This window comes from Rhizobium sp. OAE497 (assembly GCF_040546565.1).
Classification (GTDB): domain Bacteria; phylum Pseudomonadota; class Alphaproteobacteria; order Rhizobiales; family Rhizobiaceae; genus Rhizobium.
This window is the reverse complement of record NZ_JBEPOA010000002.1, coordinates 501,533-517,714: the sequence shown is the minus strand read 5'-3', so window position 1 is coordinate 517,714 and position 16,182 is coordinate 501,533. Positions and strand designations below refer to the sequence as shown.

At 62.6% G+C, this 16,182-nt stretch carries 14 protein-coding genes and 1 pseudogene; 10 read left to right on the top strand and 5 right to left on the bottom strand.

The window, feature by feature from the left end; translation table 11 throughout:
• Window positions 1-6: 6 nt before the first annotated feature.
• The gene (locus ABIE40_RS21955) at window positions 7-1,017 is read right to left on the bottom strand and encodes a Gfo/Idh/MocA family protein (RefSeq protein ID WP_199625745.1); all 1,011 of its coding nucleotides are present in this window, start codon (window positions 1,015-1,017) and stop codon (window positions 7-9) included.
• A 264-nt stretch (window positions 1,018-1,281) separates the two neighbouring features.
• Between ABIE40_RS21955 and ABIE40_RS21950 the strand changes: the two genes are divergently transcribed.
• The 6 genes and pseudogenes from ABIE40_RS21950 (at window position 1,282) to ABIE40_RS21925 (ending at window position 8,616) form a co-directional block, all read left to right on the top strand.
• Window positions 1,282-2,559, top strand: coding sequence for an ABC transporter substrate-binding protein (locus ABIE40_RS21950; RefSeq protein ID WP_199625744.1), 1,278 nt, complete (start codon window positions 1,282-1,284; stop codon window positions 2,557-2,559).
• A gap of 23 nt (window positions 2,560-2,582) precedes the next feature.
• Window positions 2,583-3,581 (top strand): carbohydrate ABC transporter permease, encoded by a 999-nt coding sequence (locus ABIE40_RS21945; protein ID WP_502944814.1) that lies wholly within the window; start codon window positions 2,583-2,585, stop codon window positions 3,579-3,581.
• A complete protein-coding gene (locus ABIE40_RS21940) occupies window positions 3,574-4,662 on the top strand; it encodes a carbohydrate ABC transporter permease (RefSeq protein WP_199625743.1) in 1,089 nt (362 codons plus the stop codon). The genes ABIE40_RS21945 and ABIE40_RS21940 overlap by 8 nt, the downstream gene beginning before the upstream one ends.
• Window positions 4,663-4,671: 9 nt before the next feature.
• Window positions 4,672-5,749, top strand: a pseudogene (locus ABIE40_RS21935) (ABC transporter ATP-binding protein).
• A gap of 91 nt (window positions 5,750-5,840) precedes the next feature.
• On the top strand, window positions 5,841-7,004 hold the full coding sequence (locus ABIE40_RS21930) for an HlyD family secretion protein (protein ID WP_199625741.1): 1,164 nt from the start codon (window positions 5,841-5,843) through the stop codon (window positions 7,002-7,004).
• Between the two features lies 1 nt (window position 7,005).
• Window positions 7,006-8,616 carry a DHA2 family efflux MFS transporter permease subunit gene (locus ABIE40_RS21925; RefSeq protein ID WP_199625740.1) on the top strand — a complete coding sequence of 537 codons (1,611 nt, stop codon included), beginning with the start codon at window positions 7,006-7,008 and terminating at the stop codon, window positions 8,614-8,616.
• Window positions 8,617-8,620: 4 nt separating this feature from the next.
• Here ABIE40_RS21925 and ABIE40_RS21920 read toward each other — a convergent pair whose 3' ends face one another.
• Together ABIE40_RS21920 and ABIE40_RS21915 are read right to left on the bottom strand one after the other, a co-directional pair.
• The gene (locus ABIE40_RS21920) at window positions 8,621-9,544 is read right to left on the bottom strand and encodes a DMT family transporter (RefSeq protein ID WP_199625739.1); all 924 of its coding nucleotides are present in this window, start codon (window positions 9,542-9,544) and stop codon (window positions 8,621-8,623) included.
• Window positions 9,545-9,663: 119 nt separating this feature from the next.
• Window positions 9,664-9,999 carry a hypothetical protein gene (locus ABIE40_RS21915; RefSeq protein ID WP_130280617.1) on the bottom strand — a complete coding sequence of 112 codons (336 nt, stop codon included), beginning with the start codon at window positions 9,997-9,999 and terminating at the stop codon, window positions 9,664-9,666.
• A 174-nt stretch (window positions 10,000-10,173) separates the two neighbouring features.
• On the opposite strand from ABIE40_RS21915, the gene ABIE40_RS21910 reads away from it, so the two are divergent.
• Both ABIE40_RS21910 and ABIE40_RS21905 read left to right on the top strand, forming a co-directional pair.
• On the top strand, window positions 10,174-11,352 hold the full coding sequence (locus tag ABIE40_RS21910; RefSeq protein ID WP_199625738.1) for a M20 aminoacylase family protein: 1,179 nt from the start codon (window positions 10,174-10,176) through the stop codon (window positions 11,350-11,352).
• Window positions 11,353-11,381: 29 nt separating this feature from the next.
• Window positions 11,382-12,422, top strand: a complete 1,041-nt coding sequence (locus ABIE40_RS21905) for an Ldh family oxidoreductase (protein ID WP_199625737.1) — start codon at window positions 11,382-11,384, stop codon at window positions 12,420-12,422.
• Window positions 12,423-12,641: 219 nt separating this feature from the next.
• Here ABIE40_RS21905 and ABIE40_RS21900 read toward each other — a convergent pair whose 3' ends face one another.
• Both ABIE40_RS21900 and ABIE40_RS21895 read right to left on the bottom strand, forming a co-directional pair.
• Entirely contained in the window at window positions 12,642-13,604 is a 963-nt protein-coding gene (locus tag ABIE40_RS21900; RefSeq protein ID WP_199625736.1) for a dihydrodipicolinate synthase family protein, read from the bottom strand.
• Between the two features lie 125 nt (window positions 13,605-13,729).
• Window positions 13,730-14,434, bottom strand: a complete 705-nt coding sequence (locus ABIE40_RS21895; RefSeq protein WP_199625735.1) for a GntR family transcriptional regulator — start codon at window positions 14,432-14,434, stop codon at window positions 13,730-13,732.
• A 162-nt stretch (window positions 14,435-14,596) separates the two neighbouring features.
• On the opposite strand from ABIE40_RS21895, the gene ABIE40_RS21890 reads away from it, so the two are divergent.
• Entirely contained in the window at window positions 14,597-15,478 is an 882-nt protein-coding gene (locus ABIE40_RS21890) for a dihydrodipicolinate synthase family protein (RefSeq protein ID WP_199625734.1), read from the top strand.
• Between the two features lie 24 nt (window positions 15,479-15,502).
• Window positions 15,503-16,162, top strand: coding sequence for a GntR family transcriptional regulator (locus tag ABIE40_RS21885; protein WP_112714885.1), 660 nt, complete (start codon window positions 15,503-15,505; stop codon window positions 16,160-16,162).
• Window positions 16,163-16,182: the final 20 nt, after the last annotated feature.

Genomic DNA, 16,182 nt, shown 5'->3' with positions numbered 1-16,182 from the left:
CTCCTCCTAGCGTCCGCCGAGCCGGACGGCCTTGGTCTGCGCTTCCAGCGAAAGGCGGCAGACCTCATAGACATGCGCCTGGGTCATCGCCGTTTCGGAGCGGTCGCGAACGTCGGCGGTGAAGGCGTCGAAGTAATCGAGCTTCTCGTCGCTGCAATCGATGTGCCTGTTTTCCGTGCCGTTGACGAGGAACAGATGGTCCTTGCCGGGGCGACCGGAAATATCGATGTACTTGCGCAGCTCGATATAGCCTTCGGTGCCGAGAATGGTCAGGCGCCCGTCACCCCAAGTGCCGAGACCTTCGGGGGTGAACCAGTCGACGCGGACATAACCGGAACCGCGATCCGAGCGCAGCAGCACCTCGCCGAAATCCTCGAATTTCGGCTTTTCCGGCATGCCGAAATTGCCGATCGAGCTGGCGACGACTTCGCCCGTGGTCGAGCCGGTATAGAACAGGAACTGGTCGACCTGGTGCGATGCAATATCGACGATGATGCCGCCGAAAGCTTCCGGGTCGAAGAACCAGTCCGGCCGGGTCGGCAGCTGCAGCTTATGCGGCCCCATCCCGATCGTCTGAATGACCTTTCCGATCGCGCCTTCCTTGACGAGCTTCCCCGCCTTGACGGCGGAGCGCACGCAATGGCGCTCCGAGAAGCAGATCGAGAAGATGCGGCCGGTCTCGGCAACGGTCTTCTTCACCTCTTCCAGCTGCGCGAAAGTGGTGACGCCAGGCTTGTCGGTCATCACGTCCTTGCCGGCCTTCATGGCGCGGATCGCCAGACCGGCGCGATCGCGCGGGATCGCGGCGATGCAGATGACATTGATCGACGGATCGGCAAACAGCGCCTCGCGATCGATCTGCGGCGTATCCGGATAGGTTTTCTTGAAATTATCGAGCAGCGCCGGGACCGAAGTTTTCGGGCAATAGCCGACAAACTCCCCACCCGCCGCAAGCAATCCCTTCACGTGATCGAACGTATGCCCATGGTCGATCCCGACGACGGCAAATCTCAACATTTTGGTATATTCCTCCTGCAAAGACCGTGGGAGCGCGGCCTCTCTTTTCCTCAATCTGGTCAAACCAGATACTCAAACCCCACAGCTGTCAAGAATGTTTTTGCGCGCCATATGCGACAAATGCGGCGCATACTGACGTGCATCAGGCTTTTAGAAATTTCTTTCCGAAAGGCGGTTGACAATCTGGTAAGACCAGACATGTTTTACACAGATCGCCTAACTGGGCGGGAGGCCCTTAGCCGCGATCGCTGGAGGAGCTTGAATATGAAACTCACCCGCATTGGCCTGTGGGCAGCGTCTGCGCTGCTTGCAGCCACGGCGCTGACGGGTATTGCCCGGGCGCAGGAAATCACAGTCTTCTGCGACGACCTCGGCTTCGGCTGCCCGACGATGGAACCGGTCGTCAAACGCTTCGAGCAGGAAAATTCAGGCATCAAGGTGAAGCTGGAGGTCGTGCCCTACCAGTCGCTGGTCGAGAGCCTGCCGGTGCAGCTGGAATCCGGCCAGGGACCGGATGCGGCAATCATCACCGATCTCGGCGGCCTCAGCCGCTACTATCTCGATCTCACGCCCTATGTCGATGCGGCGAATTTCGACAAGGAATATCACCAGACGCTTCAATGGCTGCGCGGTCTCGATCCGAACGGCAAGGCGATCAACGGCATGCCGACGACGCTGACGGTGAACGGCGCCTATGTGAACCTGACGCTCTTCGAACAGGCCGGCGTGCCAGTGCCGAAGGAGGGAGCGACCTGGGCCGAGTGGGCGGATGCCACCCGCAAGGTCGCAAAGGCCACCAATACCGAATTCGCGATGGAAATGGACCGCTCCGGCCATCGCTTCGCCAGCCTGGCAATCAGCTACGGCGCCGAACTCGTCGACGACAAGGGACAACCGGTCATCGACAAGGGCCTGAAGGATGCCGTCGAGCAATTCGTTGCCTGGCACAAGGACGGCACGATGCCGATGGACCTGTGGGGTGCCGTGGGCGGGGCGACGCACCGCGAGTTGTTCTCCGACTTCCTGAACGCCAAGACCGTGCTCTACTTCGGCGGCTCCTGGACGCTCAGCCAGATGGACCGGGAAGTGGGCGACCTCTTCGATTGGGAAGTGGCACCGGCCCCCTGCGGCCCGTCGTCCTGCACCGTGATGCCCGGCGGCGGCGCGCTTGTCGGCTTCAAGCATACCAAGAACCCCGAAGCCGTCGGCAAGTTCATCGACTATCTGGCGCAGTCGAAGAACAATGCCGAGATCGTCTCGGCAGCGGTCGAGATCCCGGCGGCGAAGTCGCTGATCGAGGGCGGCGTGCAATATCCGGGTGCGTCGAAGCGCACGCAGGAATCGCTTGCGACCTATATCGGCCAGATCCCGAAGATGGCGCCTGCCGCCTACCGCTTCCAGGGCTGGCGCTATCAGCGCGCCATGATGAACGCGATGACGACACGCATCAGCCAGGTGCTGAACGGCGAACTTGACGTCGACACGGCTCTTGCCCGCGTCAAGCAGGATGTCGAGACCGCCATCAAGGCCGCCGGTCAATAAGCCCAGACCCGAAGGAGACGAGCATGGGCATAAAGGCCCAATTCGCAAACACCGCCGGCGGCATCGCAATGCTGCCGGCACGGATTGTGGAGCCCGTGATGACCGGGCTGCAGAAGCTCCTCGGTATCAAGCGAATGCCATGGGTCTTCCTCATCCCGAACCTTCTGGCAGTGACCCTCTTCTCGCTGCTGCCCGTCGCCATCAACGTCTATTATTCCGTCACCGGCAGCGACCGGCTCTACCCAAGCGAACGCCCCTATATCGGCGGCTTCAACTACGAGACGCTGTTCGATTGCGGCAATTATCTCGATGCATCGAGCTGCACGACCGATCTCTTCTGGCGAGCGGTCGGCAACAGCCTGGTCTTCGTGCCGATCCAGGTCATCTGCATGATCGGGGTGGCGCTGCTCGCCGCCGTCTGCCTCAACCGGGAAATCCGCGGGCGCGGGTTCTTCCGTGCCGTCTTCTTCTTTCCCGTAATGCTGTCACCCGTCGTGGTGGCGCTGACCTGGCAATGGATCCTGCAGCGCAATGGCGCGCTGAACGGCATCCTGATCTGGGCCGGGCTTTCGCCGGTCAACTGGCTGGTCTTTCCGAACACAGCCTTCTTCTGGTCGGTCTTCGTTACCGTCTGGGCGCATATGGGCTTCTATACGATCATCCTGCTTGCCGGGTTGCAGTCGATCCCGCGTGACGTCTACGAGGCGGCGAAGATGGACTCTGCCACCAACTGGCGCGTCTTTACCCGCATCACCCTTCCGCTTCTGAAACCCGTTCTCCTCGTCGTCTTCGTGCTCTGCGTCATCCGCTCGGTGCAGACCTTCGACGAGCTCTATGTGCTGACCGGCGGCGGCCCGGGATCGGCGACCATGCTGATCGTTCAATATATCTACGAGGTCGGTTTTGCGGTGCAGCCGCGCAATTTCGGACTGGCCGCCGCGGCATCCCTGCTGCTCGGTGTCGTGCTCCTGATCTTCACGGGCATCCAGCTCCGCTTGTCGAGAGGTTCGCAGAATGGCTGATGCTGCCCTGTCCAAGTCCGAAACATCGGCCCGCAGCCTGCTTTTCGCACGCCGCGGCCGCAAGCGGCTCGATTTCAGCGACTGGCTGACCTACGGCTTCCTCGTACTTGGCCTGCTGGTCATGTTCACGCCGGTTGCCTGGATGGTGTTGTCGTCATTCAAGACGCAATCGAGCCTGCAGGAGTTTCCGCCGAGCATTCTGCCTTATGCGAGCGAGACGGTCACGGTCGAAGGCTTCGACCAGCCGCTGCCGCTCTTCGACGTGACGATGAAGGACGGCAGCAAGGATCGTCTGGCGCAGATCCGCCGTGTCGGCAAGAACGCCCAGATGATCGACCCCGACAATCCGGCCGCCGGCCGGGTCACGATCGCGGTGACGGATGCTGTGCCTGTCCGAAAGGTGCGCCTCGCAACCGAGAATTATACGAACCTTGTCGCGAGCTCCGGCCAGGCGATCGGCCTCTATGTCTATAACAGCCTGTTCATCACCGTCGTGGCGACGATCATCACGCTGATCATGAACTCGATGGCGGCCTTCGCCCTGTCGAAATACCGTTTCGCCGGCAGCAACGTTGCGCTCGTCTCGATCCTCTCGACGCTGATGATCCCGGCGACTGTCGTGCTCGTTCCGACCTATCTAATCGTCTCCGAGCTCGGTCTCGTCGGCAATCTCTGGGGCGTGATCCTGCCGACCGTGGCGACACCGACCGGGGTCTTCCTGCTGCGCCAGTATATGCTGACGATTCCCGACGAGCTGATCGAGGCTGCCCGTATGGACCACGCCAGCGAATGGCGGATCTTCTGGCGCATCGTGCTGCCGCTGTCGTCGCCGGCGCTTGCCGTTGTCGCGATCTTCTCGATCCTGTCGCGCTGGAACGACTTCCTGCTGCCGCTCGTCGTCCTCAACAAGCGCGAGGTCTACACGCTGCAGCTGGCTCTCAATTCCTTCCAGAGCGAATTCGAGGTGCGCTACGACATGCTGCTCGCCATGACGACGCTGACGGCGCTGCCGCTCGCCTGCGCCTTCATCTTCCTGCAGCGCTACATCACCACGGGCATCGCTTCCACAGGCATCAAGTGAGTTTCATCCATGGCCAATCTCGTTCTCGAAAATGTCAGGAAATCCTTCGGTGCGCTGGAGGTGATCCCGAGCATCAACCTCGACATCAAGGACGGCGAATTCGTCGTCTTCGTCGGACCGTCGGGCTGCGGCAAGTCGACCTTGCTGCGGATGATCGCCGGCCTTGAAGAGACGACGGGGGGCGATATCCGCATCGACGGCGGCAGCGTCATCGACACACCGGCGGCTGACCGCGGTGTCGCGATGGTGTTTCAGTCTTATGCCCTCTATCCGCACATGACGGTGCGCCAGAACCTCAGCTTCGGCCTCGAAAACATCCACATGCCGAAGGAAGAGATCAACAAGCGTGTCGAGGCAGCGGGGCGACTGCTGCAGATCGATACGTTGCTGGAGCGTCGGCCGCGCCAGCTTTCCGGCGGCCAGCGCCAGCGCGTCGCGATCGGCCGGGCGATCACCCGTGATCCCAAAATCTTCCTTTTCGACGAGCCACTGTCGAACCTTGACGCCGAGCTGCGCGTGCTGATGCGCGTCGAGATTACCAAGCTGCACGAGCGCCTCGGCAACACGATGATCTATGTGACGCACGACCAGATCGAAGCCATGACCATGGCCGACAAGATCGTCGTTCTGCGCAAGGGCGTGGTCGAGCAGGTTGGCGCGCCGCTTGAGCTTTACAACAAGCCGCGCAACACCTTCGTCGCCGGCTTCATCGGCTCGCCGCGCATGAACCCTGATCGACGGGAAGATCACGGCGTCAGGCGGCGGCTCCGTCACCTTCGAAGGCAACGGCCTTCCTCCGCTGACGCTGCCGCTCGGCATCGACCTTCCCGTCGGCGCCAAGGCGACGCTCGGCATCCGGCCGGAGGACATCATCGTCGGCGACACCGGCTGGCCGACGAACCTCACCGTCGCAGAACAGCATGGCGCCAACAGCTATCTGCATTGCACCTTGCAGAACGGAGAGCCGATCCTCGTGCACCAGCAGGGGCAGAGCCGGGTCGAGCGCGGCGATACACTGAAGATCGCACCACGGGCCGGCCATTGGCACCTTTTCGACGAGCAGGGATTGCGCATCGACACGCAATAGCCAGCTCAAAGGCCGCGGCGTTTTGGCGAGGAACAGAAAGCAGATCTGACGCGTTTTCCCGGCTGTTCCTCCCTCATGAACGAGAGCCGCCGTGACCCAGACCAAGCGCAAGACACCGCAACTGGATGAAGACGAACGCGTGGAGACGGGGAAGGGCGCGAGCCCGCAGACGGCAAGTCCCGAAGCAGAACAGCCGGACGAGACGGAGGAGAAGAAGCCGTCGATCATCCGCCGCCATCCACTGGCAACGCTGCTGATCGTCGTCGCGATCATTGCCGTTGCCGTGATCGGCTATTTCGTCTGGCTCATCTATTTCCATCCCTATGAAAGCACCGACGACGCCTTTATCGACGCGCGCAGCTTCTCGGTTGCGGCCAAGATTTCCGGTTATGTGGCGGATGTTCCGGTCTCCGACAACCAGCATGTCGATGCTGGTGCAGTGATCGCCAAGATCGATCCGCGCGACTATCAGATCGCGCTGGATCAGGCCAACGGGCAGATCGGCGTTGCCAAGGCGGCGGTCGCGAGCGCCGATGCGCAGATTGCGGCTGCGGGTGCGGCGATCGACGAGGCGAAGGCGCAGCAGACATCGGCGGCTGCGGCCCTCCAATATGCCAAGGACGAGAACGACCGCCAGCAACAGCTGGTGAAGAGCGGCGCGGGCTCCGAACAGGCGGCACAGCAGGCCGCATCGACGCTCCGCCAGGGGCAGGCGAGCTATGCCCAGTCGCAGGCAAGCGTGACCTCGGCCGTCAAGAACCAGGCAGCCGCCGAGGCGCAGAAGGCAAGCGCTATCGCCAGCCTGCATCAGGCCGAGGCACAGGCGGAAGCCGCGCAGCAGAACCTCGACTATACGACCATCACCGCCGCCCAGCCGGGCCGCGTCGTCAAGCTCAGCGGCTCAAAGGGTCAATATGTTCAGGCCGGTCAGGCGATATCGATGTTCGTGCCGGACGAAATCTGGGTGACCGCCAATTTCAAGGAAACCCAGCTGACCGACATGCGCCCCGGCCAGCCGGTCGATCTGACGATCGATGCCTATCCTGACCATGTGCTGAAGGGAAAGATCGATTCCGTGCAGCCCGGCTCCGGTACCGCCTTCTCGCTGCTTCCGGCCGAGAATGCGACGGGCAACTACGTGAAGGTCACCCAGCGTGTTCCGGTCAAGATCGTGGTCGGCAACTGGCCGAAGGATATCGCCATCGGTCCCGGCATGTCGGTGATCCCGACGGTGACGGTGCGGCCGAGGAACTGACATGAGCGGTGCAGCAACCACGGCCGGAGGCGCACCAAAAGCTGCGTCCGGCACCTCGAACCCATGGCTGATCGCCATGGTCGTGTCGCTCGCGACCTTCATGGAAGTGCTCGACACGACGATCGCCAATGTGGCACTGCGCTACATTTCCGGCGGACTTGCCGTCAGCGCCGACGAGGCCTCCTGGGTCGTCACCACCTATCTCGTCTCGAACGCGATCATTCTGGTTGCCTCGAGTTTCATCGCCAAGCGCTACGGGCGGCGGCGCTTCTATCTGCTCTGCCTCGCGACATTCACGGTCGCCTCGATCTGCTGCGGCCTCGCCTGGAACCTCCAGTCCCTCTTGGTCTTCCGGATGATCCAGGGCTTTGCCGGCGGCGGCATGGTGCCGATCTCGCAATCGATCCTTGCCGACTCCTTCCCGCCCGCCAAACGCGGCCAGGCCTTCGCGATGTTCGGTGTCGCCGTCGTCGTCGCGCCTGTCATTGGCCCGACGCTTGGCGGCTATCTCTCCGACAATTTCTCCTGGCACTGGTGTTTCCTGATCAATGGCCCAGTCGGCGTCTTCGCCTTCATCCTCGTCTACATGCTGGTGAAGGAGCCTGAATCGCTGAGGAAGGAACGCGCCGAGATGCGCAGGAAGGGGACGCGTTTCGACATCGCCGGCTTCCTGCTCGTCGCCACCTTCCTCGGCGCGCTGGAACTGGTTCTCGACCGTGGCCAGACGGAGGACTGGTTCGGCTCCAATTTCATCATCGTCACATCGGCGATTTCGGCGCTCGCGCTTCTGCTCGCCATTCCCTGGCTGCTGACGAAATCGAACCCGGTGATCGACGTCCGTCTGCTGGCAAGCCGCCAGTTCGGCGCCTGCGTCATCGTCATGCTGGCGACGGGCGCGATCCTGATCGCCACCACGCAGTTCGTGCCGCAGGTGCTGCAGACCAACTACGGCTACACGGCGACCTGGGCCGGTCTGGCATTGTCGCCCGGCGGGCTGGTGACGATGGCGATGATGTTTGCGGCCGGCCGCCTGACCGGCATGTTCCAGCCGAAATACCTGATCGCCATCGGCATGGGCATCATCGCGCTTGCAATGTGGGACATGACGCGGCTGAACGCCGACCTGAACTTCGGCTTCTTCGTCTGGTCGCGCCTCTATCTCGGCCTTGGCCTGCCGCTGATCTTCATCCCGATCACCGCGGCCTCCTATGATGGCCTGCGCCCCGACCAGACCGACCAGGCCTCGGCGCTGATCAATGCGGCCCGCAATACAGGCGGCTCGATCGGCGTGTCGATCGCCTCGAACGTGCTGGCGCATCGCGAACAATGGCATCAGAGCCGGCTCGTGGAGCACGTGATCCCGTCGGATCCCGGCTATACCAATGCCTTCAACCAGGCGACCCAGTTTTTCACCGACCGCGGCTCAAGCCTGCTCGACGCGCAGGCGCAGGCGACAGGCTGGATCGGCACGCAGGTGCAGACCCAGGCGAGCTATCTCGCCTATATCGACGTCTTCCATGTGCTGATGGTGATCTCGGCGCTGATGGTGCCGCTGGCGCTCATCCTGCGGCGCATCGACTTGAAGCACGGCGCTGCGCCCGGCGGCCACTAAAAGCTCAGTGGCCGTCGACCGGCACCGCTTCCTCGGGGACTGTCTCTTTCAGGTTCTTGCGGTGGAAGATGAAGAGGCCCGCAAACACGATGATGACAGCGCCGACGATGATCTGCGCATCCGGGACGTCGCTGAAGAAGATATAGCCAAGCACGATCGCCCAGAGCAGCAGCGTATATTGCAACGGTGCGAGAAGCGAAGCGGGCGCGAGTTTCAGCGCCCGGGTAATCAGCAGATGCGCGCAGGTGGCAACGACGCCGAGAAGCAGCATGCCGCCCCAGTCGATCATGCTCGCCTGCCGCCAGTCGCCAGTCAGGAGCACCACGGCGATACCGGTCGCCAGCGCCGCAAGTGTCTGCCAGGTCACCAGCGTCGTGTCGCTGGTAGAGCGCAGATAGCGGTTCATGACGAGCGTCAGCGCGAAGGAGAGACTGCCGGCCAGGCCGAAGAGCGACGGCAGCGACAACATCGCCGAGGAGGGACGCAGCGCAATGATGACGCCGACAAAGCCGACGAAGACCGCGAGCCAGCGCCGCCAGCCGATCTTTTCACCCAGGAAAAAATGCGACAGCGCCGCGACGTAGATCGGCCCGGCCATATAGAAGGTCATGACATCGGCAAGCGGCAGATAGGCGACCGCCGCATAAAAGAGGCCGACATCGCAGGTGGTCATCAGCACCCGCATCAGATGGAGCGGCTTCCGCTCGACCCGGAACAGCGCGCCCGGCCCCTGGCGGGCAATCATCGGCCCGAGCACGATGAAGGCGCCGACGGAGCGAATGACGAGCACCTGGCCGACCGCGAAGCTCGCCACCAGCCATTTGCCCATCGCGTCGTTCAGCGCGAAAAGCATATCGCCGATCAGCATGAAGACGATGCCTGTCATGATGACGTTTCCGGCTGCCGCCGTCGCTGAACTCGGTTTCATTTTTCCTGCATTGCCCCGCTATGCCGGCGCAATCGGCGCCGAATGCGGCTTCGTCCTTAACCGCAGCGATGTCAAGCGTTCGATGATGCTAATTCGCGCGGAGAGAGTTTGGGGATGGATCAGTGGATGGTTCGCTGCGGGGTGGGGGACGTCGCGGGAACGGGTTTGGCGCTGCTGTGGAGATCGGCAGCGGCGGCGGCGAGCCCCAGAAGCGCGGCTCTCAGCTGTGCATCGGTGCTTTTGCCGGCACCAAGTTCGAAGACGGCATCCCACAACTCATCCGCGATCACGCGGAGATTGTCATGGCCGCCGCCAAGCAATTCACAGATGTTCTCGACCTTGAGGACCGTATCCTGCACCAGGTCTCGCTTCCCGACATCGGAAAGATCAGTGACTTTATTGGCAACCGACACAAGCTTTATGACAAGTGCAGGAATTGTTTCTTCGCGATACATCAAATTCCCCGTCTACTGATTGCAGTATAATCGGATATTCGTCGCGATTCTACCGCCCCCAATTGGGTGAAACGGTGAAAAAGTCCGGGCTGGAACGACTGCACTGTGGAAAACGGCTGGGCGGCGGGCTATGCCGTTACCCAGTTGAAGGCCAATGCGTTTCCGGAGGCTCCCATGACGCCCGATTCCACCCTCGCCGCCCTTGCCGAAGAAGCCAAAGGATGGCGCCGCACCATCCACCAGCACCCGGAGCTGCTTTTTGATCTGCCGAAGACATCCGCACTCGTGACCGAGAAGCTGAAGGAATTCGGCTGCGATGAAGTGGTGACCGGGCTCGCCACATCCGGCGTCGTTGCTGTCATCAACGGTTCGCGCGGTGCGGGAAAGACGATTGCGCTCCGCTGCGATATGGACGCCCTGCCGATGTCGGAGCAGACCAACCTGCCCTATGCCTCCAAGGTCGAGAACATGATGCATGCCTGCGGCCATGACGGGCACACGGCCATGCTGCTTGCGACCGCCAAGCATCTCGCCGCCAATCGCGACTTCGCCGGCAAGGCCGTCCTGATCTTCCAGCCGGCTGAAGAAGGTGGCGGCGGCGGCCGGGTGATGATCGAGGAAGGCGTGCTCGAGCGCTTCGGCATCGAGGAAGTCTATGGCATGCATAATGAGCCGGGTCTCGCGGTCGGTTCCTTCGCGATCCGCAGCGGCCCGCTGATGGCTGGCGGCGACCGCTTCGTCATCACCATCAACGGCAAGGGTGGCCATGCCGCCTCTCCGCATCTCAGCCACGACCCCGTCGTCGTCATGGCGCATATGATTTCCGCGCTGCAGTCGATCGCCTCGCGCTTCACCGATCCCTTCGATCCGGTTGTCGTGTCGATCACCTATGTCAACGGTGGCAGCGAGCGGGCGCTGAACGTCATCCCACCCGCCGTCAAGATCGGCGGCACGATCCGCACCATGCAGCCGAAGACCCGCAAGGCCGTCGAGGCCCGCTTCCGCGACGTGGTCACCATGACCGCCAAGGCCTTCGCCGCCGAGGCCGAGATCGACTGGCGCCCGGGCTACCCTGTGACCGTCAACGATGCCGAGAAGACCAAGGTTGCCGTATCGGCCGCCCGCCGCGTCGCCGGCGATGGCCGCGTCGACGACAACTATCCGCCGACCATGGGTTCGGAAGATTTCTCCTACATGCTGGAGAAGCGCCCGGGCGCCTTCATTTGGCTCGGCAATGGCGACAGCGCCGACCTGCACAACCCGGCCTATGATTTCAACGATGGCGCGATCATTCACGGCGTCAATTACTGGCTGGCGCTGGTCGCGCAGCAGCTGGCGCCCGCAGCGAAATAATCCGGCCGGCCGAGAGACAGGATACAGAGATGACCGACACTTCCACATTGACCCTCGCCGAGCTCGAAGCCCGCGTCGTGGCGATTTTCCGCAAGGCCGGGATGAATGCCATCCAGGCAGCGGCCGTCACCCGGGTGATCACCGCGGGCGAGCGCGATGCCTGCAAATCGCACGGCATCTACCGCATCGAAGGCGTGCTGCGCACCATCAAGGCGGGCAAGGTGACGCCGGATGCAGTGCCCGAAGTCGAGCCGCAACCGGAGCAGTCGGCGATCGTCAAGGTCAATGCCAGGGGCGGCTTTGCCAATCCTGCTTTCGAACTCGGCCTGCCGCTGCTTGCCGAGCGCGCCCGCGCATCCGGCCTTGCGGCCCTCGTCATCAACGACTGCACGCATTTCTCCGCACTCTGGCCGGAGGTCGAGGCGGTCGCCGCCGAAGGTCTCGCCGCCATCGTCATGTGCCCAAGCTATGCGACGGTCGCGCCGGCAGGCGGCAACAAGCCGCTGCTCGGCACCAACCCGCTCGCCTTCGGCTGGCCGCGTCCCGACAAGACGCCTTACGTCTACGACTTCGCCACCTCGGTCGCCGCCCGCGGCGAAATCGAGCTGCACCGCCGCGCCGGAAAGAAGCTGCCCGAGGGCTGGGCGATCGACGCCGATGGCGAACCGACGATCGAGCCGGAAGCCGCACTCGCCGGCGCCATGCTGCCCTTCGGCGGCCACAAGGGCTCGGCGATCAGCACCATGGTCGAACTGCTCGCCGGCATCATGATCGGCGACCTGACCAGCCCTGAAGTCCTCGACTATCTCGGCACCACGACGCTCGCCCCGCGCCACGGCGAACTGGTGCTTGCCTTCTCGCCGAAGGCCTTCGCCGCCGGCCGCACGGGTGATCCCTTCGCCCGCGCCGAACTGTTCTTCGAAGCCATCGCCGGCCAGGGCGCTCGGCTTCCGTCGCAGCGGCGGTATACGGCACGCGTGAAGTCGCTTGCCGAGGGGATTGTGCTGACCAAGCCCGAGATCGAGCAGCTTGATCGTCAGCTGGCGCTTGGTTTGGATTCTGTTGGTTAAGTAGGGGGCTCGGCCGTCGCGCCCGGAGCCCCCTCACCCTACCCTCTCCCCGAGGGGAGAGGGGGAGTTCGCGCGAGAAGTCGCCACAGTGTCCCTTCTCCCCAGCGGGGAGAAGGTGCCCGAAGGGCGGATGAGGGGGCCACGAGCGCACACGTTTCCCTCAAAACAAATGCGGCCGGAGTTGCCTACAGCCGCCTCAAAACTCAGACCTCAAAAACCTCAGGCCTTGTACTTCGCAACCGCACCCGGGAGCTTGCTCCACTCGGCGTACCAGCTGTTGAACAGCTTGAACTGGCTCTCGACATAGCCGCGCTGGCTGTCGCTGAGCACGTCGCTTTCGTTGAAGTGCAGCGTGTATTCCTCGTCGCCCTTCAGCACCATCATGTGCTTGAAGAACAGCACGAGATCCGGGCCTTCGTCGAAGGAAGAGAGAACGGCGAGTGCCTGTTCCAGTTCCTGGGCGCGCTGGCGGGCGTCGACGTCACCCTTGGCGGCAGCCTGGGAAAGGTTGCACAGCGTGATGACCTCCTTCGGCAGGACGTTGCCGATGCCGGTGATGGCACCTGTCGCGCCGCAATTGACGAAGCCGTGGAAGACGGCCGTGTCGACGCCGATCATCAGCGAAACACCGTCGTCGCGGCTGGTGATGTTTTCAGCCGCATAGCGCATATCCGCCGGGCCGCCGAATTCCTTGAAGCCGACGAGGTTGGAATGCTCGGCGCGCAGGGCGAAGAACAGGTCGGCGCGGGTGGCAAAGCCATAGTAGGGGCTGTTGTAGATGACAGCCGGCAGATCCGGAGCTGCCGAGAGGATCGCCTTGAAGTGCGCCTTCTGGGCTGCGATGACCGAGCCGCGGGACAGGACACGCGGGATGACCATCAGGCCCTGGGCGCCGACTTTCTGGGCATGCGCGGCATGGTCGACGGCGGACGCCGTGTTGACCGCACCGGTGCCGACGATGACCGGGACGCCGGCCTTGACCAGGCGCTCGACGCCTTCCATGCGCTGCTCGTCGCTGAGAAGCGGCCAGTCGCCCATGGAGCCGCAATAGACGACGGCCGACATACCGTCGGCGATCAGCTGCTTGCCCTTGCGCACCAGCTGATCGAAATCAGGCGTGCGGTCCTTCTTGCAGGGGGTCATGAGCGCCGGGATGACGCCGGAAAAGATCTTGGCCTTCATGTCAAACTCCTTCAGCGGATAGCGAATGATCGTGGCTACAAAGGCGCAAAATCACCTGCGCTTCAAGCTCTGATATATCATCTAGCACTTTGTATTTTATTTGTCGACAAGAAATCGGCGGCGTCTCACAAATCGATATCGTGCCGCTGATTTCGCGAGAATAGTGTCTGTATCTGGGCGACGATCTGCTCGGCATGCGCCTTGGCCAGCCGGTCGGCGGTATCGATGTCCCGGGCCTCGATGGCGGCGATCATGTCCTCGTGCTCGTCGACGAATTGCTGCGGCAGCCGGTCGCCATAAGACTGATAGTAAAGCCTGAGGATGCGCCGCCCCTCGTCGAGCAGCCGGTTGAACAGGCTGATGTAATAGGGATTGCGTCCGGCCTCGGCAATCGCCGCGTGCAGCGCAGCGTTGGTGGCGATCATCGCCAGCGCATCCTGCGCCTCGGCGGCAGCGGTGAAACGCGCCTGCTCGGCCCGGATCGCCCTCAGATCCTCCGGGCGATGATACTGCGCCGCAAGCCGCGTCGTCACCCGGTACATCAGCACCAGCGCATCGAAGAAAGTGTGCATGTTGAGGAAATCGATATTCGCCACCATCGTCGAGCGGTTCGGCAGCGTATCGATCAGCCCCTCGCCCGAAAGCCGCACCAGCGCCTCGCGGATCGGCGTGCGCGACATGCCGAAGCGCTCGGCAAGCTGCACCTCGTCGATCGGGCTACCCGGCGGCAGCACCAGATCGAGGATCTCGTCGCGCACGACTTCATAGACCATCTTCACCCCGGAGCCGCGTTTGCGCTCGGGTGCGGAGGCCAGGTCGGTATCGGTCATCGGCAAAATCCTCGTCTCATACCTATCGAGTAAGGGCGAGCGCCAACCGGATCAATCTTTTTCGTCTCGCCCGCTCGCGCAACGGCGGAACACCACAAACAGGTTTACAGTCGCATACTGACATGTTAGTGAACATGTCACTGACCTCAGGGAGATGAAACGGTGGCGGGATTTGGTTTGTCGGTCGCTCTGGCGACGCCTTTTAAGAGCAGCGGAGCCATCGCAGCGGATGTGATGCTCGCCCAGGCGAAGCGCTGCCTGGCATCCGGATGCGAGAGCGTCACGCTGTTTGGAACGACCGGCGAAGGTGCCTCGGTCGGCACCCAGGAACGCGAGCGGATTATCGACGCCTTTCTGGCTGCAGGCATCAAGCCATCGCAGATCGTCGTTGGCGTGCTGGTCGATGCGGCCGAAGATGCTGCCCATCAGATGGGACAGGCACTGGCAAAGGGTGTGCGCAACATCCTTCTTGCTCCACCGTCCTATTTCAAGAACGTCGCCGATGACGGCCTCTATGCCTGGTACGCGGATGTTTTTGCGCAGGTCGGAGACAAGGCGCGCGACGTTCTCGTCTATAACATTCCTTCGGTCACTATGGTCGCGCTCAGCATCGAGCTGATCGGCCGGCTACGCAGTGCCTTCCCGTCGATCGTCACAGGTGTGAAGGATTCCTCGGGCGACTGGCCCTACACCGAAGTGCTGCTGCGCCAGCATGGCGATCTCATCATCCTGATCGGTGACGAGCGTCATCTCGCCAAGGGTGTCCGCCTCGGCGGCCAGGGCGCTATCTCCGGCATGGCGAATTTCGCGCCGCTCGAAGTGCGGGCCATGGCTGTCGACGGCAAGGACGATATCCGCGTCGAGCGCTTCGTTGCCGAGCTTCTTAAGCATCCGGTGACACCGGCGGTAAAAGTCATGGTAGCAACCATGACCGGTGACGAAACATGGCTTGCAGTCCGTCCGCCTTTGACGTCAATCTCCGCCGATGGCAGGCGTGAGCTTGCGGCCGCCTTCGACAGCCTTTTCCAGACGAAGGCGGCTTGAGCGGCAATGTACGAGGAGAAGCCCATGGATGGAGCCGACGAGCAGCCGACGCTGCGGGAGAAAGCTTACGAGAGCTTTACCCGGCATCTGCTGGCCCGCGATGTCCGCCCTGGGCAATTCGTCTCCCAGCGCCGTCTGGTGGAACTGACGGGACTGACGCTCGGCGCCATTCGCGAGCTGATCCCGCGGCTGGAGGCCGAAGGGCTGATCAAGACCGTGCCGCAGCGTGGATTGCAGATCGCCCATATCGACCTCAACCTGATCCGCGAAGCCTTCCAGCTGCGCCTCTTTCTGGAGAAGGAAGCCGTCGCGCTTTTCACCCAATCCGCAACCGACGACACGATTGCGGCGATGCTCGCGACCCATCGTGAGATCGTCGCGGCGATCGAAGGCGGCAATGCTTCGCACGAGCTCGAAGGCTATGCGCAGGCGGTCGACTGGGGCATGCACGACGCCTTCATCGATGCGCTCGGCAACACGATCATTTCGAACGCCTATCGTGTCAATTCCATCAAGATGCGCCTGATCAGTCAGGAGCGCTTCCGCATCGACGGCCGCGTCGGCCCGGTCATGGGCGAGCATCTGCGGGTGCTGGAAGCGATCGAACGGCGCAACACGAATGAAGCCGTCGAGGCGCTCGCCGCGCATATCAATCACGCACGGAGCCGCGCGCTGAGATTATAGACGAAACGCCCGCGGTGAGG